Consider the following 21,027-nt stretch of genomic DNA (forward strand, 5'->3'; position numbering starts at 1 on the left):
TCAGAGCGGTCTGACATGCGCCACGAGATCTTCGGCGGTGAGCCCTTTTCCGGCTCGCTGACCGGTCTCGCCATGCAGCCAGACGCCTGCGGCGGCCGCCTCGAAAGCGGGCATGCCCTGTGCCAACAGGCCGGCGATTATGCCCGCAAGAACGTCGCCCGAGCCCGCGGTCGCGAGCCATGGCGGCGCATTTGCGTTGATCAAGGCGCGACCGTCCGGCGATGCTATGACGCTGTCTGCACCTTTGTAGACGATGGCGGCGTTCGCCCGCTTCGCCGCAGCGCGCGCCTTTTCGACTTTGCCAAGACTGTCGTCCGCGGCGATATCCGGAAACAGCCGGGCGAATTCGCCTTCGTGTGGCGTCAGGACAAGATGGGTGTCGCCGTGGGCGAACGCATCGAACAGCTGCTGTGGATTATCACGGAACGAGGTGATGCCGTCAGCGTCCAGAACGAGATGGCGGTCGCTGAGGGCGAACGCAAAATGGCGCGCCTTTTCACCAATGCCGAATCCGGGACCGAGAACGAAGGTCGACAGCCGCTTGTCCTCAAGCCATTTCTTCAGTGTCGCGTCATCGTCGACCGGATGGACCATGACGGCCGTCAGCGCGCCGGCATTGACGCTGAGCGCTTGCGTTGGAGAGGCGATGGTCACAAGGCCTGCCCCTGCTTTCAAGGCGGCCATTGCCGACATGCGCGCAGCACCGGTCGCGTGGGCGCCGCCGGAGAAAACGACGACATGGCCGCGCTTGTATTTGTGGGTCTCGGTCATGGCCGCAGGAACGGTCCCCTGCCATTGCGTCGGTTCGTTCTCGGCGATCCCGTGGCCGGCATGCGCACGGACGATGCGTCCGGGAATACCGATGTCGAAGACTTCCATGACGCCGCACAGTTCCCGCCCCGGCATCAGCAGATGGCCCGGCTTGCGCGTCATGAAGGTAATCGTGTGGGTCGCCCGGAATGCGGTACCGAGAACATGGCCATTGCGACCATCGAGCCCCGAGGGAAGGTCGACGGCGATGACCGGAACGCCCGCCTGTGTGGTTCGCGCTATAACTGAGGCCACGGTATCCGGGACAGGTCTCGACAGGCCGGCGCCGAAGATGGCATCGACGACCACGTCACCCCTGCCCGGCTCATATTTCCCGATGTCATCTCCCATGATCTCACAGGCCTCGAAAGCGCGAGCGGCATCCCCCTTTAATGACGAGGGATCGCCTAGATGGAACAGGGCTACATCCGCTCCACTCTGCCGCAAGGCGCGCGCCGCAATATAGCCGTCCCCTCCATTGTTTCCGGGACCGCAAAGGACGACGTATCTGGACGCCTGGGGGTAATGCCGCAGCGCTGCTGCAGCCACCGCCTGCCCCGCCTTTTCCATCAGGCCAAAGGAGTCAATTCCGGACGCTGCGGCGTCACGATCGACCGCGGCCATGTCACTGGGTGTAAGCAGGAGATCTGCGAGGGTTGAGGTCATGATATCGGATATTCAATGCTAAACCTGCCTGAAAAACAATCGCAATTTCGCAACCGCGCTTGCGTAGAAAACATGCTTTTGCATAAAAAATAATCTCTTCAGTTCAATCTTCCTCCTTATTGGCTGGACGGAAAATTGCGCGATTTTTTTCATTTTCGCACGATTTTTTTCAATTCTCCTATAAAACCACTATCAATTCTCTCGTAAATCCCTCTCAATTGGAGGTGCGGGGGCAGATTCTGGAGATTTTTTGCCCAGCATGGATGAGAACTGGCACGCTATGTGCATTGGCAAGGCCGAGCGGGATCGTTCCTGCTGTAACGCGAAAAGCGGAGAGACATTTTCTCATGAAAAAGATCGAAGCGATCATAAAGCCTTTCAAGCTTGACGAAGTGAAGGAAGCCCTTCAAGAAGTCGGCCTGCAGGGTATCACTGTCACGGAAGCGAAGGGCTTCGGTCGTCAGAAAGGTCACACGGAGCTTTACCGTGGAGCCGAATACGTGGTCGATTTTCTACCCAAGGTAAAGGTCGAGGTCGTGCTGGCGGACGAGAATGCGGAAGCCGTCATCGACGCGATCCGCAAGGCTGCCCAGACGGGGCGGATTGGCGACGGAAAGATTTTCGTTTCCAACGTCGAAGAGGTCATTCGAATTCGTACCGGTGAGACTGGCATAGACGCTATTTAAACGCCCTTCGCGCCAAGCGAAGGGTTCATAATCGTCATCAAATAAGGGAAGCACTTAATGACGACCGCAAGCGAAATTCTTAAGCAGATCAAGGACAATGACGTAAAATTCGTTGACCTGCGCTTCACGGATCCCAAGGGTAAGCTGCAGCACGTGACAATGGACATCGCTTGCGTCGACGAGGACATGTTTGCCGATGGCGTCATGTTCGACGGTTCGTCGATCGGCGGATGGAAGGCCATCAACGAGTCCGACATGGTGCTCATGCCGGATACGGAAACGGTCCATATGGACCCGTTCTTCGCGCAGTCCACCATGGTCATTTTGTGCGATATTCTCGACCCAGTTTCGGGCGAAGCCTATAACCGCGACCCGCGCGGCACCGCCAAGAAGGCTGAAGCCTATCTGAAGGCATCCGGCATCGGCGATACCGTATTCGTCGGACCTGAAGCCGAATTCTTCGTCTTCGACGACGTCAAGTACAAGGCCGATCCCTACAATACCGGCTTCAAGCTCGACTCCAGCGAACTGCCGTCGAACGACGACACCGATTACGAGACCGGCAACCTCGGCCATCGTCCGCGCGTCAAGGGCGGCTACTTCCCGGTTCCGCCGGTCGACAGCTGCCAGGACATGCGCTCGGAAATGCTGACCGTACTCTCCGAAATGGGCGTCGTCGTCGAAAAGCATCACCATGAAGTCGCTGCTGCCCAGCACGAACTCGGTATAAAGTTCGATACTCTGGTGCGCAACGCCGACAAGATGCAGATCTACAAGTACGTGGTCCACCAGGTCGCCAATGCCTATGGCAAGACGGCAACCTTCATGCCGAAGCCGATCTTCGGCGACAACGGCTCGGGCATGCACGTTCACCAGTCGATCTGGAAGGGCGGCAAGCCGACCTTCGCCGGCGACGAATATGCGGGCCTTTCCGAAACCTGCCTCTACTATATCGGCGGCATCATCAAGCATGCCAAGGCGATCAACGCCTTCACCAATCCGTCGACGAACTCCTACAAGCGTCTCGTCCCGGGCTATGAAGCACCGGTTCTGCTCGCCTACTCGGCTCGCAACCGTTCGGCTTCCTGCCGCATTCCCTTCGGCACGAACCCGAAGGCAAAGCGTGTCGAAGTCCGCTTCCCGGATCCGACCGCGAACCCCTACCTCGCCTTCGCCGCCATGCTGATGGCCGGCCTCGACGGCATCAAGAACAAGATCCATCCCGGCAAGGCCATGGATAAGGATCTTTACGACCTGCCGCCGAAGGAGCTGAAGAAGATCCCGACCGTCTGCGGCTCGCTGCGCGAAGCGCTGGAAAGCCTCGACAAGGACCGCAAGTTCCTGACGGCTGGCGGCGTGTTCGACGACGACCAGATCGACGCCTTCATCGAATTGAAGATGGTGGAAGTGATGCGCTTCGAAATGACGCCGCATCCTGTCGAATACGACATGTACTACTCGGCCTGATCACCAAATCGAAAGCCCCGGTTCGCCGGGGCTTTTTGCCAACGCAGATGCTTTGCGGGTGACTTGAACTAAAGTTGGTTACGACCAAAGAACCTCTATTTTGTCAGGCAGTTCCGGCGACGAAATATGACGGCTATATGAAGCAACTGCGGAAAAACCTTGATTTGGCGAGCTGATAACACCACTTATTTCCTTGAAAGGAACTCGCGCCATGAAACAAAGCAATGCAAAATTCAACATCGGCGAAGTGGTTCGACACAGGGTTTTCCCATTTCGTGGAGTCATCTTCGACGTCGACCCCGAATTCGCAAATACGGAAGAGTGGTGGAACGCCATTCCGGCCGAGGTGAGGCCCAACAGGGATCAGCCGTTCTATCACCTGCTTGCTGAAAACGAGGAGACGGAATATGTCGCCTATGTTTCGGAACAGAATCTCGTCAGTGACGAAAGTGGTATTCCGCTGCGCAATCCGCAAGTCTACCAGATCTTCGACACGGCTCCGACAGGCCAGTTCAGACCCAAGATGAGCTTCGCCCACTAAGGCCAGTCGAAACAGTTCAGTGGTAGAGGAAGCTGCGTGCGCAGCTTCCTTTTTTTATGCCCGTCATTCCTCCCGAATCAAAAAAGCCCGGCTTGAAACCGGGCTTTTCAATAGGATCGAAGCAGAAATTACTGCTGCTTGGCAGCCTTCTGGGCGTCTTCAAGCTTCTTGCGGGCTTCTTCAGCCTTCTTCTGCATGCTGTCTTGAAGGCTCTTCTGGCTTTCGGCCAACTTGGAGTCCGAGATCGGCTGACCGTCATAGGCAGCGCCAAAACCGTCGAGGGAAATCTTGATCGGGTTCGGAGCGCGGCGGAAGTTGATCGAGGTGAAGGTCACGTCGGTGCCCTTCTTCATGCCTGCGATCATGGCGTCCGTGACCGGAATTTCGGCCGTGCACTTGTCGGGCAGGCAGACTGCGTAGTCGATCTTCTGACCCTTGCCGCCATCAACCTGCATCGTCACGCCAGGAGCAATCAGGCGAGCCGTGGGGACGGAAATCTGCAGGATCTTGCGGTTGACCTTGCCATCGATCGAGATGAGCCCGACAGCCGTCACGAGCTGGCCGTTATTGGCCATGATCAGATTCTGTGTGATGCAGATATCATTGTCGTCCTGCTTGGAGCAGGTCTTGTACCAGCCGAGACGCGGCTGAGCCGGGTTAGCGGCACCATCCGCAGGAGCTGCGTTAGACGCATCCTGGGCAAAAGAAGCAACCGGGGCAGCCGCGCCGATGATGAGAGCCAGAGCAGAAACGACTGCCCGGATTTTTTTGTCATTCTTGAACGTCATAGCGAAATCCGCCTCCTGAAATCCGATGCTGAGCAGCTTTTTGCTACCCCATGCCAGTCGGGTCAAACTGCCGTCCACCTGTCGAAAGATTGAGGCAAATGCATGACCCGGAACTCGGAACACCTGTTACATCGCACTGCGGCGGATATCCAGCATTTCTTTGGTGATTTGACGACATGCAGCAAGAAATCCCTTCTGCGGATGTGGATTTTATATCCGCATGATAAGGTCCGTTCGAATCACGCCCTGCCGGAAAGGATGCCATGCAAGCGCTCCGGATCTTTACTTTCCTGATCTTTGCGATCTTCTCCAGTACTGCCGCCTTAGCACAACCGCTTTACGCGATCACCATGCATGGCGACCCTGCCCTTCCCGCCGACTACACGCATTTTCCTTACGTCAATCCGGATGTGAAAAAAGGCGGCCACATTACCTATGGCGTCGTCGGGACGTACGACAATCTCAACCCCTTCATCCTGAAGAGCATGCGCACAACGGCGCGCGGCATGTGGGATCCGGAATTCGGCAATCTGGTCTATGAATCGCTCATGCAGCGCTCCCGCGACGAGCCTTTCACCATGTATGGGCTGCTCGCCCAGACCGTTGAATGGGACGAAGACCGCACCTTCATCCAATTCAATCTGAACCCGGCGGCGAAATGGTCGGACGGGCAGCCGCTCACCGCCGACGACGTCATCTTCAGCTTCAACCTCCTGCGCGAGAAGGGCCGCAGCCCCTTCAGCAACCGCCTCGATTCGGTGGAGAAGATGGAGAAGGTCGGCGACAGCAGCGTCCGCTTCACCTTCAACAAGAAGGCCGATCGCGAAACGCCGATGATCCTCGCTCTCTCCGTGCCAATCTTGCCGAAGCATGCCATCAATCCCGACACATTCGACCAGACCTCGCTGACGCCGCCCATCGGTTCCGGCCCCTATCGGGTCAAGACCGTCAATCCCGGCGAAAGCATCACCTTCGAACGGAACCCGGATTACTGGGCGAAAGACCTGCCCTCCAAGGTCGGCATGGACAATTACGACACGATATCGGTCGATTATTTCCTGCAGGAGACGACGCTGTTCGAGGCCTTCAAGAAGGGCGACGTCGATGTCTACGAGGACGGCAGCCCCGGCCATTGGGCGGATGCCTATGATTTTCCGGCGGTCTCATCCGGCGAGGTTGTCAAGGACGTCTTCACGCCGAAGCTGCCGAGCGGCATGCTCGGCTTCGTCTTCAACACACGCCGGCCGATCTTTGCCAATCCGAAGGTCCGCGAGGGCCTGTCGCTTGCCTTCGATTTCGAATGGGTCAACAGGAACCTCTCCTCCAACGCCTATACGCGCACGGAAAGCTTCTGGCAGAATTCCGACCTCTCCTCTTATGGTGTGCCCGCCAATCAGCGCGAACTGGAAATGCTCGGGCCGATCAAGAACCGCATCGATCCGGCCGTGCTCGACGGCACCTATAAACTGCCCGTCAGCGACGGTTCCGGCCGCGACCGCACGGTTCTGAAACAGGCGGTCGATCTCCTAAGGGAGGGTGGGTACACGATCAGGGATGGCAAGATGGTCGACGCCAACGGCCGGCAGCTCTCCTTCGAGATCATGACGCAGAACATCGACCAAGAGCGCATCGCCATCGCCTATCGCCGCTCGCTGGAACTGCTCGGCATCGCGGTGGCGATCCGCACGGTCGACGATTCGCAATATCAACGCCGGACGATCAGTTTCGACTACGACATGATCATGAAGGTCTATCCGTCGTCGCTGTCGCCGGGAATCGAGCAGATCTCCTACTGGTCGTCCCAGACCCGCAACAAGGAAGGCAGTTCGAATTTCGCTGGCGTCGCCGATCCCGACGTCGACACGCTGATCTCGCATATCCTGACGGCCCGCAACGCCGACGATTTCCGCGCCGCCGTCCGCTCCTTCGATCGTCTGTTGATATCGGGGCATTATTTGGTGCCGCTCTACCACATCGACGACCAATGGATCGCCCGCCACAAGCGCATCGGCCACCCCGAGACTTTGCCTCTCTACGGCTATCAGCTGCCGGTCTGGTGGGACGCGACTGTGCAGTAGGCCTATCGCAAATGTTACAGGTTCCCTTTTGGTAACCGGTTGAACCGGCGGAGCAAAGGGCATAGATGCAGGCAGACCCCACACCTGCCGAAAGGAAAAAGCCATGGAACGCATTACGATCGACGTCGTCTCTGATGTCGTCTGCCCCTGGTGCTATCTCGGCAAGGCGCGGCTCGAATTGGCGATCGCCGAAGTGCAGGACGAGGTCGGTGTCGACATCAACTGGCGGCCTTATCGCCTCAATCCCGACTATCCGCCCGAGGGCGTCGACCAGAAAAGGTCGCTGGAAGAGAAGCTCGGCGGTCCTGAACGCGTCGCCAAGGGGCATGAAATGCTGACTGGCCTCGGACGCGAAGTCGGCATCAAGTTCAATTTCGAAGCCATCAAGATCGGGCCGAATACGCTCGATGCCCATCGCCTGATCCACTGGGCGACGACAGAGAGCCGCGAGATACAGGAAAAGGTCGTCGCTGCCCTCTTCAAGGCGAATTTCGAAGAAGGCCGCAATGTCGGCGACCATGCCGTGCTGCTCGACATCGCCGAGAAGTCGGGGCTCAACCGTTCCGTCATTGAGTCGCTGCTTTCCTCCGACGCTGACAAGGATCTGATTGTCGCCGAAATCGAGGCCGCACAGAAAATCGGTGTCAGCGGCGTGCCGTTCTTCATCTTCGATCAGCAATATGCCGTGAGCGGCGCCCAGACGCCCGACGTGCTTGCCAATGCGCTCCGCGATATCGCCAAGGCAAAGAGCGAGGCCCGCGCCGGCATGAACTGACCGGTGCGGTCCTAGGCGTGCGTTTGAATTGCACGCCAACTGCTACTTCGACAATTCCGAAAGAAGGAATCTTGCGGCGCTGCCGTAGGCTGCTTTGCTTTGGGATGTTTTCAACTTCAAGAAGAAGTCGTGTGGACCTTCGTAAACGTCGAGCTTCGCCACTCCACCCAGCCCCTCGGCGATCTCGTGCAATTTTCGTCCCGTTGATAATGGGAAAGTCCGGTCTGCCCGACCCCAGATCAAAAGCAACGGCGGCAGCGAACTTACGGGCTTCGAATAGCCCTTGGGAAAGCCGCCATCCACCAGCACCAGAGCTCCGATGTCGGTTCTATTGGACGCGGCCGCGGCGATTTCCGCGCCCAAGGAAATGCCGACAACCCCTATTTTACCGACGCGGTGGGGTGCGCTGCGAAGATAAGAGATGACATCCTGGACCGCCGCGATCCAAGCCAACTGGCGTGTTGCGTAATAGCCGATACGCGCATTTGGGCTGCCGGCGTTTGCGATGTTTTTCAAATCGATCGGCGAAAGCAGATGAACCAGGTAGGCATCCAGACCGGCTGCCTCAAAAGTTTTGCCGATATCATCGTAAGCAGGAGAACCGAAGCCGGCGCTGCCGCTCAGAATGATCACGGCTGGCCGCGACACGCCCGCGTCTTTCCACCTCTCGACTACGACAGCACCATTGCTCGTTGGCACCGTGATGGACAGGCGATCAGCAGCGTTGACGTCCGCGAATAATGTCAAATGCAGGAACGCAGACACAACGGCAGCGAGCGAACGCATCAAAATCCTCTGCCATGGCTCCTGCGGGTTCAGCCGGCTTATCCTTTCGCCAGCTCCGCCAACTGTGTCATGACGACGGCAGCACCCTGCAGCCGTTTTTCCGGCGTCGGCAGGTCGCGCGTCAGGAAGACGCTGTGGTCGGGACGGATCTTCGCCATGGTGCCCTGCTTGGCGATATAGGCGACGAGATTGGCCGGGTTCGGGAATTCCTTGTTGCGGAACTGCACGACGATGCCCTTCGGGCCGGCGTCCAGCTTCTCGACATTGGCGGTGCGGCAGAGCGACTTGATGTAGACGATCTTCAAGAGGTGCTGCACCTCTATCGGCATCGGCCCGAAGCGGTCGATCATTTCAGCGCCAAAACTGTCGATCTCCTTCAATTCCGTGATCTCGCCGAGGCGACGGTAGAGCGCCATGCGCAGATGCAGGTCCGGCACGTAATTGTCCGGGATCATGACCGGCGTGCCGACCGAAATCTGCGGCGACCAGCCGGTGTCCTGGATCTCGTCGACGCCCTTCACCTCGGCCACGGCCTCTTCGAGCATCTGCTGATAGAGCTCGAAGCCGACTTCCTTGATATGGCCCGATTGCTCCTCGCCGAGCAGGTTGCCGGCGCCTCTGATGTCGAGGTCGTGGCTTGCCAGCTGGAAGCCGGCGCCGAGCGTATCCAGCGACTGCAGCACCTTGAGCCGTCGCTCGGCAGTCGTCGTCAGCACCTTATTGACCGGCAGCGTGAAGAGCGCGAAGGCGCGGACCTTGGAGCGGCCGACACGGCCGCGGAGCTGATAGAGCTGCGCAAGGCCGAACATGTCGGCGCGGTGGACGATCAACGTATTCGCCGTGGGGACATCGAGGCCTGACTCTACGATGGTCGTTGAGAGCAGGACATCGTAGCGGCCTTCGTAGAAGGCATTCATGATGTCTTCCAACTCGCCGGCCGGCATCTGGCCGTGCGCAACTGCGACCTTCAGCTCCGGAACGTCCGACTGCAGGAAGGCCTGGATGTCGGCGAGATCGGCCAATCGCGGGCAAACGTAGAAACTCTGGCCGCCGCGATAGTGCTCGCGCATCAAGGTCTCGCGGATGACGAGACTGTCGAAAGGCGAAATGAAGGTACGCACCGCCATGCGGTCGACCGGCGGTGTGGTAATCAGCGACAATTCGCGGACGCCGGTCATGGCGAGCTGCAGCGTGCGCGGGATCGGTGTTGCGGAGAGCGTCAGCACGTGTACGTCGCTCTTCAGCTCCTTCAGCCGCTCTTTGTGCTTGACGCCGAAATGCTGCTCTTCGTCGATGATCAGCAGGCCGAGATTGGCGAAATTGATGCCTGCGCCGAGCAGCGCATGCGTGCCGACCACGATATCGGTCTTGCCGTCGGCGACTTCCTTCTTGGTCAGCGCCAGATCCTTCGAGCCGACGAGACGCGAGGCCTGCTGCACCCGGATCGGCAGGCCGCGGAAGCGCTCGGAAAAGGTCTTGAAATGCTGGCGGGAAAGCAGCGTCGTCGGCACGACTACTGCGACCTGCACGCCGTTCATGGCCGCGACGAACGCGGCACGCAACGCAACTTCCGTCTTGCCGAAGCCGACGTCGCCGCAGACCAGGCGATCCATCGGCCGACCAGCACCGAGGTCGGTACGCACGGATTCAATAGCGGCGTCCTGATCTTCCGTTTCGTCGTAGGGGAAGCGAGCGGCGAATTCGTCGTAGAGACCTTCGGGTGTCGTGAGCACGGGCGCATGGCGCGTCAGGCGTTCGGCCGCGATACGGATCAAGGCATCCGCCATATCGAGCAGGCGCTTCTTGAGCTTGGCCTTGCGCATCTGCCATGCGCCGCCGCCCAGCTTGTCGAGCATAGCCTCCGTGCCCTCGCCGCCGTAGCGTGACAGCAGATCGATGTTCTCGACCGGCAGGAAGAGCTTTGCGTCGTCGGCATATTGCAGCTCGAGGCAGGCATGCGGCGCGCCGGCAGCCTCGATGGTCTTCAGGCCGACGAAGCGGCCGATGCCGTGTTCCGCATGAACGACGATCGAACCTTCGTCGAGGCCAGCGACTTCGGAGATGAAGTCGGCCGCGCGCTTGCGGCGCTTGGACCGGCGAACCATGCGGTCGCCGAGAATATCCTGCTCGCCGATGACGACGAGATCGCCGGCCTCAAAACCGGTTTCCAGGTTCAAGACGGCGGCGGCCGCCTCGCCCTTGGCAAGCCCGGCCATCTCCTTCATGGCGCCGATCGTCTTGATGCCACCGAGCCCGTGCTCCGCCAGAACCTGCAGCAGGCGGTCCAGCGATCCTTCCGTCCAGGCGGTGACCAGGACCTTGGCACCGCCGGAGCGGCGGTCTGCGATATGCTTGACGACGGAATCGAAGACGTTGACGCGTTCGCTATCGGCATTTTCGCCGGCAGTGCGCGCCCAGCGCTGACCCTGCCGCGCCTCGACATTGACGACGCGCCTCGCCTCGCCCTCATGCTCGTTGAACGGCGAGACGCGGATGGCGTTGAAGGCATCAAGTGCCGTGGCGAAACTCTTGCTGTCGAGATAGAGCTGGCCGGGCGTAACGGGCTTATAGGGCGTGCCCTGCGCCATTTGCCCCTTGGTTGGCTGGCCGGAATTCAGGCGGGCGTCGTAATAGTCCAGCACCAGCTTCGAGCGCTCTTCTGCGGCTTCACGAGCGGTATGGTCGGCGACCAGCCGGAAGCCCTTCAGATAATCAAAAACCGTCTCCAGCTTCTCGTAGAAGAGCGGCAGCCAATGTTCCATGCCGGCATAGCGGCGGCCCTCGGACACGGCGACGTAAAGCGCATCGTCGCGGGTGGCCGCGCCGAAAGATGAGAGATAGTTCTTGCGGAAACGGCTGATCGTATCCGGCGTCAGCGTCACCTCGCTCATCGGATTGAGATCGAGGGAACGCACTTGCCCCGTCGTGCGCTGGCTCGCCGGATCGAAGCTGCGGATGCTTTCGAGCGTATCGCCGAAAAAGTCGAGGCGAACCGGCTCTTCCGTTCCCGGCACAAAGACATCGAGGATGCCGCCGCGCACGGCATATTCACCCACTTCGCGGACGGTGGCGACGCGGTCGAAGCCGTTGCGCTCCAGACGGCCCGCAATATCGTCCATGCGAAGCTGGTTGCCGGGTCTTGCCGAGAAAGCGAGGCTTTCGATCACATCCTGCGGCGCCACCTTCTGCAGCATGGCATTGACCGTAACGAGAACGATCGCGGGATGCGGCTTGTGATGATGCGCGATCAAACCACTCAACGCAGCAAGGCGGCGGGCGGATGTATCGGAGCTCGGCGACACCCGGTCATAGGGCAGGCAATCCCAGGCCGGCAGCGTCAGCACCGGAATTTCCGGCGCGATGAAACCGAGCATCTGCTCCATGTCACCCATGTGCTGGCCATCGGACATGACATAGGCGACCGCCTGCCCCGATTGTGCGAGTTCCGCCAGCAACAGGGCTTCCATGCCCGAGGGCACGTTGCCAATCGTCAGTGGCTCGGCGGCGGCCGCCAGTTTCTTGACGTCAAGACCGGGGATCATTCTGCCTTCCCAAGAAGAGCGGCCGTCACCTCCTCGAAATCCGGCTTGTAGGAAGCCAGGCGAGCAAAGAGCGGCGTATCAAGATGGGCCGGCACCGGCAACGTGCCCATGATCCAGCGGACGAGATCGTTGTCCTCTTCCGCCATGATGCGTTCGAACTCATCGAGATCGGCCTCTGGCAGCGTCGACAATTCGTTGTCGGCGAACTGGCCGAAGACCAGATCCATTTCCCTGATACCGCGATGCCAGCAGCGAAAAAGAATGCGCCGGCGCCTGACATCAAGATCGGCACTGCTGAGGGTGACGCCCGTCATGAAGAAACCTTCCCGTTGAAGCGCTCTCTATAAAACATTGCTTTGAAAGGTGGGAACCGCTTTTTCGGAAAAAAGTGTGCTGGGCGGGAAATTTGGGAAAGGCTGACACAGATCGAGATCTACCGGAATCGGACGAAAGGCCGCTACGGCGATTGTACTCGCCTATAAATTGCGTATTCTGCCTGAAGAAAACTACACGGTGAAATTTTACTTGTACTCCAGGTGTTTCAGCAATTTTAGATAGGTCAAATTTCATGTCAGGCATTTTCCCGAAGCAGGCTTGGGACAAAGTCGATGCCCAGCAGCGCGGATGGTGCCGAGACCTTCTTTCACGGGCAGAGCAATCGGCGATGGAATTCGGCACGATCAGCGGCTTCATCATTCACAAGGGTACTGTGATCGCCAGCCACGGCGATCCGCAGCGGAAAATCCTTATCCGTTCCATGAGAAAGAGCTTTCTCAGCGCGCTTATCGGCATCGAGGTCGAACGTGGCAGAATACGTCGCGATGACACCCTGGCGGAACTTGGAATTGACGACGTCAATGGTCTTACCGCTTCGGAACAGCAGGCGACGGTTAGACAACTCCTTCAAGCGCGATCAGGCATCTATCATCCCGCTCTTGCTGAATCAAAGGAGATGCTGGCCGCCAAACCTCCGCGCGGCAGCAGTCAGCCAGGCGATCGCTGGTACTACAACAACTGGGACTTCAACGCTCTCGGCACGATCTATGAAAACGCAACGGGGCAATCGGTCTTCGACGGGGTATACAGGGATATCGCGCTGCCGATCGGCATGCAGGATTTTCAGCCGTCGGATGGCGAATATCTGCGAGGCGATGCTTCCATTCACCCCGCCTATCACATGCTGATGACAAGCAGAGACCTCGCGCGCTTCGGTTGGCTCTATCTCAACCGCGGCCGATGGCATGATGCTCAAGTCGTGCCGGAGACCTGGGTTCACGAAAGCGTCGCGGCTCATTCCTTCGATGGAACGAACGGATATGGCTATATGTGGTGGACGACAGGCCATGATGGCGAGGCGCAAAACACTGCGCCGTCTCCGTATCGAAAACACATGCCGCCGTTTCGTTTTTTCGCTCAAGGACATTATGGCCAGATGATCGCCATCATGCCGGAGAAGGAAATCGTCATCGTGCATCTCGCACAATCCATCGAGCGCTCCAGGGAGCAGAACGAGAAGCTCTGGGCCTTTGTCTCCTTGGTTCTGGAAGCCCAGCCTCCCGCGCCCTAACAAAACGTCTTCAACTTTTGAAAATTATTGGCATCAAGTTCGCCGCAGATTTTTCGGTGGTGTCAGATCGCCAGTATCCGCTGCGCCCCTTGCCAAGCCCCTGCTCGCCGTCGCATCTTGCCGGCTATGCGGCCTGCCATTCTTGATCCCCTGTTTGCTTCTGTCTCTTCGCTGCCCGGTGTCGGGCCGAAGGTCGCCGAATTCCTTGCGAAGCTGCTCGATCGCGAGGGCGTGGACGATACGAGGGTGATTGATCTCCTCTTCCATGCGCCATCCTCGCTGATCGACCGTCGCGAGCAGCCCGGCATCGCCCGGGCGCCGCAGGGCGCTATCGTCACGATCACGGGCCGTGTCGATCGGCACCAGCCGCCGCCACGCGGGCGAGGCAATGTGCCCTATCGCGTCTTCCTGCATGACGAGACAGGGGAACTGGCGCTCACCTTCTTTCGCGGCAAGGCGCAGTGGCTGGAAAAGCAGCTGCCCATCGGCGAGACCGTGACCGTCAGCGGCAAGGTCGACTGGTTCAACGGCCGGCCTTCGATGGTTCACCCGGACTATATGGTGCGCGAAAGCGAAGGCGAGAACCTGCCGCTGATCGAGCCCGTCTATCCGCTGACTGCAGGGCTTTCGCCAAAATTCCTGCGCAAGACGATCGAGGCGGCGGTCACCCGGATGCCCGAATTGCCGGAATGGGACGATGCCGCACTTATTCAGAAGCAGGGCTTCGATGATATTGCAGAGAGCTTCCGCGCGCTTCATGAGCCGCGCGATACATCCGATATCGATCCCCAGGCGCCCGCCCGACGCAGGCTTGCCTATGACGAATTCCTGGCAGGGCAGCTTTCGCTTTCGCTCGTCCGCCAGCGCCTGCGCAAGGTCGCTGGGCAAAGCGTAACTCCTACAGGAGAAATCAGCGGCAAAATATTGAATTCCCTTCCCTTCTCCCCAACGAGAAGCCAGACGGAAGCTATTGCCGATATTCTGAAAGACATGGCGGGCACCGAGCGTATGCTTCGTCTCCTGCAGGGCGATGTCGGCGCCGGCAAGACGCTCGTGGCGCTGATGGCGATTGCGGCTGTGATCGAGAGCGGCGGTCAGGCCGTGCTGATGGCGCCGACCGAAATTCTGGCGCGCCAGCACCATGCCACGATCTCGAAGTTCGCCGCCTCCGCCGGCCTCGGGATTGAAGTGCTCACCGGCCGCACGAAAGGTCGCGAACGCGATGCCATCCTTGAACGCATCGCTTCAGGCGAGGCACAGATCGTTATCGGCACGCATGCACTCTTCCAGGACAGCGTCGCTTACGCCAACCTCATGCTCGCCGTCGTCGACGAGCAGCATCGCTTTGGCGTTCACCAGCGCCTGCGGCTGACGGCCAAAGGCATTTCTCCGCATATGCTCGTCATGACAGCGACGCCTATCCCGCGAACCCTGGTGCTTGCCGCCTTCGGCGACATGGATGTCTCCAAGCTCACGGAGAAGCCGGCCGGCCGCAAGCCGATCCAGACGATCACCATCCCGACAGAACGCACCGGCGACATCGTCAACCGCCTGAAGAGCGCGCTTGCCGAGGGCAAGAAGGCTTATTGGATCTGCCCTCTCATCGAGGAATCGGAGGAGTCCGACCTGATGTCGGCGGAGGAGCGTCACGAAACCCTGAGCAAGGCGCTCGGACCGGGAATCGGGCTCATTCACGGCCGCATGAGCGGGCCGGAGAAGGACGCCGTGATGATGGCCTTCAAGAATGGCGAAATCAGGCTTCTCGTCGCCACCACTGTTGTCGAGGTCGGCGTCGACGTGCCCGACGCCACGATCATGGTCATCGAACATGCGGAGCGTTTCGGCCTCGCTCAGCTCCATCAGCTCCGTGGCCGCGTGGGACGTGGCGACGAGGCGTCGACCTGCATCCTGCTTTACAAGGGGCCGCTTGGCGAAACCGGTCACGCCAGGCTGTCGATTATGCGGGAAACCGAAGATGGGTTCCGTATTGCAGAAGAAGACCTGAAGCTGCGCGGTGAAGGGGAGCTTCTGGGAACCCGGCAATCGGGTACGCCAGGCTTTCGCATCGCGAGCCTGGAAGCCCATGCCGATCTTCTGGAAATCGCCCGCAAGGATGCAGCCTATCTCATCGAACGCGATCCGGATCTGACGAGCGAGCGGGGAGTAGCGATCCGTACCCTGCTCTACCTATTCCGGCGCGATGAGGCGATCCGCTTCCTTCGCGCTGGATAGAGCCTTCTTGCCGACAAAAGGGACTGGCGCTTCCTTGGGCGCGGTCAGCCTCTCCTTGTATTCGGGCGTGACGAGGCCACCGGAAATCAGAAGCTTGGCCCCATCCTCCGCACTCATGTCTAGTACGACGATTTTTTCGCGCGGCACGAAGATCAGGAAACCGGCGGTCGGTACCGGTGTCGGCGGCAGGAATACGCTGACCATGTCATGGCCCATCGCGTTGAATTTCGATGCTATCTCGCCTTTGGCATCCGTGGCGACAAAGACGAGAGACCACAAGCCGGGGCTCGGATATTCGATGAGGCCAACCTTCTTGAAGGAGTTGGACCGTTCCTTGAGCACCGTCTCGAAAATCTGCTTCACACTCTTATAAACCAGGCGCACGAGCGGTACGCGCTGGACCAACGACTCGCCAAAATTGACGATGCTCTGGCCGATGATATTCTTCGCCAGGAAGCCGATGATCGTGATGAAGATGATCGCGATGATGAGGCCGGTACCCGGAACAGCAAAATCCAGGTAGCGCTCAGGGTCGTAACGCACCGGAATATAGGGGCGAACCCAGCTGTCGGCCCAATGCACGACAGACCAGGTCAGCCACGTCGTGATCGCAATCGGCGCGCAAATGATCAATCCGGCAAGGAAATTGTTTCTGAGCCGTGCAGCCACGGACAATCTGGTGGTCTTTTCGGTCATTCGCCGCTCATGAACTCCGTTCAATCGTCAACCGACTCCGGCAAATCCCCCGTCTGCAAAAATGGCAGAATTCCCCCGCATGCACAATCGGCAAATGGCGCATTCCCGGGCTTCCGCACTCATCTTACGACAAGTTTACAGAAGGCCCGGCAAAGCGCTCAATCATTCCACCGTGACTGACTTTGCGAGATTGCGCGGCTGATCGACGTCGGTGCCCATGAAGACGGCCGTGTGATAGGCAAGCAGCTGAATTGGAAGGGAAAAAATCATCGGCGCGATGATTTCCTCGACGTTGGGCAAAGTTATTGTCGCCATGGTCGGCAGTGTCGAGGCAGCGGCGCCCGCTTCGTCGGTGATAAAGATAATGCGACCGCCACGGGCGGCGACCTCCTGCATGTTTGAGATCGTCTTTTCGAAGAAGCGATCATAGGGGGCGATGACGATAACGGGCATGTTTTCATCGATCAGCGCGATCGGACCATGCTTCAGTTCGCCGGCCGCGTAGCCTTCCGCATGGATGTAGGAAATTTCCTTGAGCTTCAGCGCGCCTTCCATGGCAAGCGGGAAACTGGTGCCGCGGCCGAGATAGAGCACGTCCTTGTACTTCGAGAGTTCGCGCGCCAGGCTTTCCATCTGAGGCTGAATGAGGTTCAGCACACGCGCCATGATGCGCGGCATTTCGGCGAGATGGCGGACCATCGCCTTTTCTTCGTCAGAAGTTACGGTGCCGCGCGCCACGCCGGCACCGATCGCAAGCGAAGCCAGAACGGCAAGCTGGCAGGTGAACGCCTTGGTTGAGGCAACCCCGATTTCTGGCCCTGCCATGATCGGAAACACAGCGTCGGATTCGCGGGCGATCGTCGATTCCCGGACATTGACGACGGCGCCGATTTTCAGCCCGTTCTCCTTGCAATAGCGCAGCGAGGCGAGCGTATCGGCAGTTTCGCCCGACTGTGAGATGAAGAGTGCGGCCTGGGTGGGCGAAAGCGGCATTTCGCGATAGCGGAACTCGGAAGCGACATCGATCTCGACAGGCAGGCGCGCATAGCGCTCGAACCAATATTTGCTGATGAGGCCGGCCAGATAGGCCGTGCCGCAGGCGGACAGTGCCAGGCCCGAAACATTCGAGAAATCAATCGCCGATGCGTCGCGGTTGACGCGGTTGCTGGCGAAGTCCACGTATTGGGACAGTGCGTGGGAGATCACTTCCGGCTGCTCGTAGATTTCCTTTTCCATGAAGTGGCGGTGGTTGCCCTTGTCGACAATAAACGCGGTTGCCTGCGAAATCTGGCGCGCACGCTCGACCGGATTTCCGGCAAAATCAAGGATGGTCGCGCTGTCTCTGGTGATGATCGCGAAGTCGCCGTCGACCAGATAGGTGATGTCGTTGGTGAAAGGCGCAAGAGCGATCGCATCCGATCCCAGGAACATCTCGCCGCGACCGAAGCCTATGGCAAGCGGCGGTCCGGAGCGGGCGGCCATCAGCATGTTGGGATCGCTCTGGAACATCACGACCAACGCATAGGCACCGGTGACACGATTGAGCATCTTGAGCATCGCGGCACGAGCATCGAGGCCCTCGCCCAGGTATTTCGCCAGCAGATGTGCGACGACTTCAGTATCCGTCTCGGTCTCGAAAATGGCACCCTCGGCCTTCAGCTCCTCGCGCAGTTCGGAAAAGTTCTCGATGATGCCATTGTGGACGACCGCAACGCCCTTGACGAAATGTGGGTGCGCATTCGTCTCGTTGGGAACGCCATGCGTTGCCCAGCGGGTATGCGCAATGCCGGCAGTGCCTGGAAGCGGCTCGCTATCCAGTTTCTTTTCAAGATTGAAGAGTTTGCCCGGCGCCCGGCGACGGTCCATCACGCCTTCATGGATCGTCGCGATACCTGCCGAATCATAGCCGCGATACTCGAGCCGCTTCAGCGCATCGACCAGCCGTTCGGCCACCGGCTTCGTTCCGACAATCCCCACGATCCCGCACATAGAACTCTCCGTCTTGCTCTGCCAAAACGCCGCGCCGACAGAAGTCGAGGCGCAGTTTAGAAATGGCGCATAATCCCGCGCGAAAGTCGACCCCGGTCCCTGAGTTCTTTCGCATTACGACGGGAGTACTATCGATTTGTGGAATTCTCTCAATGGCGTAGCCGGTCACTTTCAGTTTCCGACCGTTACGCAAGTCCAGGGATCAATCCTTGGGCTTTTTGGCCGCCTTGAACGCAAGGGCGCGTTCCCGAATGAAGGTCGCGCGTTCGAGCTTCATCTCCTGCCTCGCCCTTCCCAGCGCCAAGGCATTGGCGGGGACATCCTTGGTGATGACACTGCCGGAAGCGATGTAGGCGCCGTCGCCGATACTGACCGGCGCAACGAGCGACGTATTGGAGCCGATAAACGCGTGCTCGCCGATATGGGTCTCGTATTTGTTGACACCATCATAGTTGCAGGTGATCGCGCCGGCTCCGATGTTGCTGCCGGCACCTACGGTCGAATCTCCAATATAGGTCAGGTGATTGACCTTCGTGCCCTTCCCGATCTTGCTGTTCTTGACCTCACAGAAATTGCCGACCTTCGCGTCTTCTGCAAGATCAGCGCCCGGACGCAGCCGGGCGAACGGTCCGATCTCAGCACCTGCGCCGACATGCGCTCCCTCGATATGCGAAAAGGAGTGAATGATCGCGTCCGTCTCCACGACAGTTTTCGGGCCGAAGAAGACATTGGGTTCGATGACAGTGTCCCGGCCAATGACGGTGTCATAAGCCAGGAAGACGGTTTCCGGCGCGATCATGGTCACACCCGAAAGCATCAGCTCGTTGCGACGCCGCTCCTGCCAAAGGCGCTCGATAGCGGCCAGTTCCACGCGGTTGTTGCAGCCGGCAACCTCTGTCTCGGGTGCATCCACCGCGACGACCTTGCCGCCCAGCGAACGGGCGATCTCGACGAGATCCGTCAGATAATATTCACCCTTGGCATTGTCGTTGCGAATACGATCGAGCAGATCCAATGCCTTGCGGCCGTTGATCGCCATAAGGCCGCTGTTGCACCAGGTGACCATGCGCTCGGCGTCGCTTGCATCCTTTTCTTCACGGATCGCGATCAGCTCACCGTCCTTGACCAGCAATCGTCCATAACCGGCAGGCTTGTCCGTGTGGAAGCCGATCACAACGATATCGGCACCATCTGCCAGCCCCTGTCGTGCAGCACGCAGAGGTGCATCGGTGATCAGGGGCACGTCGCCATAGGTTACGAGAATATCGTCGTAGCCGGCAGCAATCTCTTCCCGGGCGGCCAATACCGCATGACCGGTACCGAGGCGCTCCGCCTGAAGATGAGGTGTCACTTCTATACCGCCGATACGGGCGGCCGCGGCGACCTCTTCCGCGTCACGACCGACCACCAGGGCAGCGGATGAGATACCCGTCTTGCGGATTGCTTCCATGACATGACCGATCATCGGCCGTCTGGCGATCGAATGCAGCACTTTCGACATAGAGGATTTCATGCGAGTGCTGTCGCCAGCGGCGAGGATGATGGCAAGGCAGGTGCGGTTCATGTCGCGAGCTCCGATCGATCGGTCGTTTGCCGTCTCATATCAGCAAGTCAGGCGGAGAACCAAGGCGAAAATCAGGACGGTGATCAGTGAGCTTCCTGCGCCGAAAAGGCTTCGAGCACGTGATCTCTGCCTTCAAGGATCACCACTTCCATTGCCCGACGCGCGGCGGGAACGTCGCCGGCGACAATGGCATCGACAATGCGCATATGGGTATCGGCTATATTGGCAAAGCCATTCTTGGACGGTGGGGTGCTTATCCGGAACATGCCGACGAGAGCCGCTTCGATAAGGCTGCCAAGCGTGCGCATGAAAGGGTTGTGCGAGGCCTCGGCAATCGCGAGGTGAAAACGAAGATCGATAAGCGCCAGGCTATCGGTCGTGATTTCCTCTGAGGTCATCTCGCCTACAATTTCCCTCAGCAGCTCGATCTCCGACGCATCGGCGCGCTCCGCGACCATGGCCGCGGCGACTGGCTCGAAGGCAAGGCGGATATCATAGAGATGCAGCAGGAATTCCTGGTCGACTCCGCTTTCGAAATGCCAGGTCAGGACATCGCTGTCGAACATGTTCCACTGATTGCGCTCGGTCACCTTCGTTCCGACCCGGGCGCGCGGAACGACAAGCCCCTTGGCTGCGAGCGTCTTCATGCTCTCACGAAGAACCGTTCGGGAAACCTTGAAGCGTTGGAGAAGATCGTTGTCGCCGGGAAGAATGCCGCCGACCGGAAAGGCACCCGACACAATAGCCTTGCCGAGCTCGTCGACCACCTGCGCATGGCTGGTCCGCGATTTCCGTCCGTTCTTTCGTGCTTCAAGCAGTCTGCTTCGCAAGCGCCTCTCC

16 protein-coding genes are annotated in these 21,027 nt (G+C 59.1%); 7 read left to right on the forward strand and 9 right to left on the reverse strand.

Annotation, left to right across the window (positions count from 1 at the left end; translation table 11 throughout):
- Window positions 1–1,476 carry an NAD(P)H-hydrate dehydratase gene (locus EV561_RS18560; protein WP_132523785.1) on the reverse strand — a complete coding sequence of 492 codons (1,476 nt, stop codon included), beginning with the start codon at window positions 1,474–1,476 and terminating at the stop codon, window positions 1–3.
- Between the two features lie 347 nt (window positions 1,477–1,823).
- On the opposite strand from EV561_RS18560, the gene EV561_RS18565 reads away from it, so the two are divergent.
- The 3 genes from EV561_RS18565 (at window position 1,824) to hspQ (ending at window position 4,170) form a co-directional block, all read left to right on the forward strand.
- Entirely contained in the window at window positions 1,824–2,162 is a 339-nt protein-coding gene (locus EV561_RS18565) for a P-II family nitrogen regulator (RefSeq protein ID WP_003539626.1), read from the forward strand.
- A gap of 57 nt (window positions 2,163–2,219) precedes the next feature.
- Window positions 2,220–3,629, forward strand: a complete 1,410-nt coding sequence (gene glnA / locus EV561_RS18570) for a type I glutamate--ammonia ligase (RefSeq protein WP_132523786.1) — start codon at window positions 2,220–2,222, stop codon at window positions 3,627–3,629.
- Window positions 3,630–3,840: 211 nt separating this feature from the next.
- Window positions 3,841–4,170, forward strand: a complete 330-nt coding sequence (hspQ, locus tag EV561_RS18575; RefSeq protein ID WP_132523787.1) for a heat shock protein HspQ — start codon at window positions 3,841–3,843, stop codon at window positions 4,168–4,170.
- 128 nt (window positions 4,171–4,298) lie between these two features.
- On the opposite strand, the gene EV561_RS18580 is transcribed toward hspQ, so the two are convergent.
- On the reverse strand, window positions 4,299–4,958 hold the full coding sequence (locus EV561_RS18580; RefSeq protein ID WP_132523788.1) for an invasion associated locus B family protein: 660 nt from the start codon (window positions 4,956–4,958) through the stop codon (window positions 4,299–4,301).
- 263 nt (window positions 4,959–5,221) lie between these two features.
- Here EV561_RS18580 and EV561_RS18585 point away from each other — a divergent pair, with 263 nt between their 5' ends.
- Complete coding sequence (locus tag EV561_RS18585; protein ID WP_132523789.1) at window positions 5,222–7,036, forward strand: extracellular solute-binding protein; 1,815 nt, start codon at window positions 5,222–5,224, stop codon at window positions 7,034–7,036.
- 103 nt (window positions 7,037–7,139) lie between these two features.
- Window positions 7,140–7,811, forward strand: a complete 672-nt coding sequence (locus EV561_RS18590) for a DsbA family oxidoreductase (protein ID WP_132523790.1) — start codon at window positions 7,140–7,142, stop codon at window positions 7,809–7,811.
- A 42-nt stretch (window positions 7,812–7,853) separates the two neighbouring features.
- Here EV561_RS18590 and EV561_RS18595 read toward each other — a convergent pair whose 3' ends face one another.
- From EV561_RS18595 to EV561_RS18605, 3 genes are read right to left on the reverse strand one after another with little or no spacing between them, the layout of a single operon-like run.
- Window positions 7,854–8,597 (reverse strand): dienelactone hydrolase family protein, encoded by a 744-nt coding sequence (locus EV561_RS18595; protein ID WP_132523791.1) that lies wholly within the window; start codon window positions 8,595–8,597, stop codon window positions 7,854–7,856.
- Window positions 8,598–8,635: 38 nt separating this feature from the next.
- Entirely contained in the window at window positions 8,636–12,139 is a 3,504-nt protein-coding gene (mfd, locus tag EV561_RS18600; protein ID WP_132523792.1) for a transcription-repair coupling factor, read from the reverse strand.
- Window positions 12,136–12,453 carry a succinate dehydrogenase assembly factor 2 gene (locus tag EV561_RS18605; RefSeq protein ID WP_132523793.1) on the reverse strand — a complete coding sequence of 106 codons (318 nt, stop codon included), beginning with the start codon at window positions 12,451–12,453 and terminating at the stop codon, window positions 12,136–12,138. The genes mfd and EV561_RS18605 overlap by 4 nt, the downstream gene beginning before the upstream one ends.
- Window positions 12,454–12,707: 254 nt before the next feature.
- Between EV561_RS18605 and EV561_RS18610 the strand changes: the two genes are divergently transcribed.
- Window positions 12,708–13,706, forward strand: a complete 999-nt coding sequence (locus EV561_RS18610) for a serine hydrolase (RefSeq protein WP_132523794.1) — start codon at window positions 12,708–12,710, stop codon at window positions 13,704–13,706.
- A 126-nt stretch (window positions 13,707–13,832) separates the two neighbouring features.
- Window positions 13,833–15,938, forward strand: coding sequence for an ATP-dependent DNA helicase RecG (gene recG / locus EV561_RS18615; protein ID WP_132523795.1), 2,106 nt, complete (start codon window positions 13,833–13,835; stop codon window positions 15,936–15,938).
- On the opposite strand, the gene EV561_RS18620 is transcribed toward recG, so the two are convergent.
- The 4 genes from EV561_RS18620 to EV561_RS18635 all read right to left on the reverse strand — a co-directional run bounded on the left by EV561_RS18620 (window position 15,894) and on the right by EV561_RS18635 (window position 21,017).
- On the reverse strand, window positions 15,894–16,634 hold the full coding sequence (locus tag EV561_RS18620) for a DUF502 domain-containing protein (RefSeq protein WP_132523796.1): 741 nt from the start codon (window positions 16,632–16,634) through the stop codon (window positions 15,894–15,896). The two genes, recG and EV561_RS18620, sit on opposite strands and share 45 nt — an antisense overlap.
- 162 nt (window positions 16,635–16,796) lie before the next feature.
- Window positions 16,797–18,623 carry a glutamine--fructose-6-phosphate transaminase (isomerizing) gene (gene glmS, locus EV561_RS18625; RefSeq protein ID WP_132523797.1) on the reverse strand — a complete coding sequence of 609 codons (1,827 nt, stop codon included), beginning with the start codon at window positions 18,621–18,623 and terminating at the stop codon, window positions 16,797–16,799.
- Window positions 18,624–18,825: 202 nt separating this feature from the next.
- Window positions 18,826–20,187, reverse strand: a complete 1,362-nt coding sequence (glmU, locus tag EV561_RS18630) for a bifunctional UDP-N-acetylglucosamine diphosphorylase/glucosamine-1-phosphate N-acetyltransferase GlmU (RefSeq protein ID WP_132523798.1) — start codon at window positions 20,185–20,187, stop codon at window positions 18,826–18,828.
- An 83-nt stretch (window positions 20,188–20,270) separates the two neighbouring features.
- On the reverse strand, window positions 20,271–21,017 hold the full coding sequence (locus EV561_RS18635; RefSeq protein WP_132523799.1) for a FadR/GntR family transcriptional regulator: 747 nt from the start codon (window positions 21,015–21,017) through the stop codon (window positions 20,271–20,273).
- Between the last annotated feature and the right edge of the window lie 10 nt (window positions 21,018–21,027).

This window comes from Rhizobium sp. BK376, from assembly GCF_004341625.1.
Lineage (GTDB): Bacteria > Pseudomonadota > Alphaproteobacteria > Rhizobiales > Rhizobiaceae > Rhizobium.

Bases quoted from the DNA above. Each gene is read 5' to 3' on its own strand.
- EV561_RS18560 (WP_132523785.1), bottom strand. From the start codon at position 1,476: ATGACCTCAACCCTCGCAGATCTCCTGCTTACACCCAGTGACATGGCC.
- EV561_RS18565 (WP_003539626.1), top strand. From the start codon at position 1,824: ATGAAAAAGATCGAAGCGATCATAAAGCCTTTCAAGCTTGACGAAGTG.
- glnA (WP_132523786.1), top strand. From the start codon at position 2,220: ATGACGACCGCAAGCGAAATTCTTAAGCAGATCAAGGACAATGACGTA.
- hspQ (WP_132523787.1), top strand. From the start codon at position 3,841: ATGAAACAAAGCAATGCAAAATTCAACATCGGCGAAGTGGTTCGACAC.
- EV561_RS18580 (WP_132523788.1), bottom strand. From the start codon at position 4,958: ATGACGTTCAAGAATGACAAAAAAATCCGGGCAGTCGTTTCTGCTCTG.
- EV561_RS18585 (WP_132523789.1), top strand. From the start codon at position 5,222: ATGCAAGCGCTCCGGATCTTTACTTTCCTGATCTTTGCGATCTTCTCC.
- EV561_RS18590 (WP_132523790.1), top strand. From the start codon at position 7,140: ATGGAACGCATTACGATCGACGTCGTCTCTGATGTCGTCTGCCCCTGG.
- EV561_RS18595 (WP_132523791.1), bottom strand. From the start codon at position 8,597: ATGCGTTCGCTCGCTGCCGTTGTGTCTGCGTTCCTGCATTTGACATTA.
- mfd (WP_132523792.1), bottom strand. From the start codon at position 12,139: ATGATCCCCGGTCTTGACGTCAAGAAACTGGCGGCCGCCGCCGAGCCA.
- EV561_RS18605 (WP_132523793.1), bottom strand. From the start codon at position 12,453: ATGACGGGCGTCACCCTCAGCAGTGCCGATCTTGATGTCAGGCGCCGG.
- EV561_RS18610 (WP_132523794.1), top strand. From the start codon at position 12,708: ATGTCAGGCATTTTCCCGAAGCAGGCTTGGGACAAAGTCGATGCCCAG.
- recG (WP_132523795.1), top strand. From the start codon at position 13,833: ATGCGGCCTGCCATTCTTGATCCCCTGTTTGCTTCTGTCTCTTCGCTG.
- EV561_RS18620 (WP_132523796.1), bottom strand. From the start codon at position 16,634: ATGACCGAAAAGACCACCAGATTGTCCGTGGCTGCACGGCTCAGAAAC.
- glmS (WP_132523797.1), bottom strand. From the start codon at position 18,623: ATGTGCGGGATCGTGGGGATTGTCGGAACGAAGCCGGTGGCCGAACGG.
- glmU (WP_132523798.1), bottom strand. From the start codon at position 20,187: ATGAACCGCACCTGCCTTGCCATCATCCTCGCCGCTGGCGACAGCACT.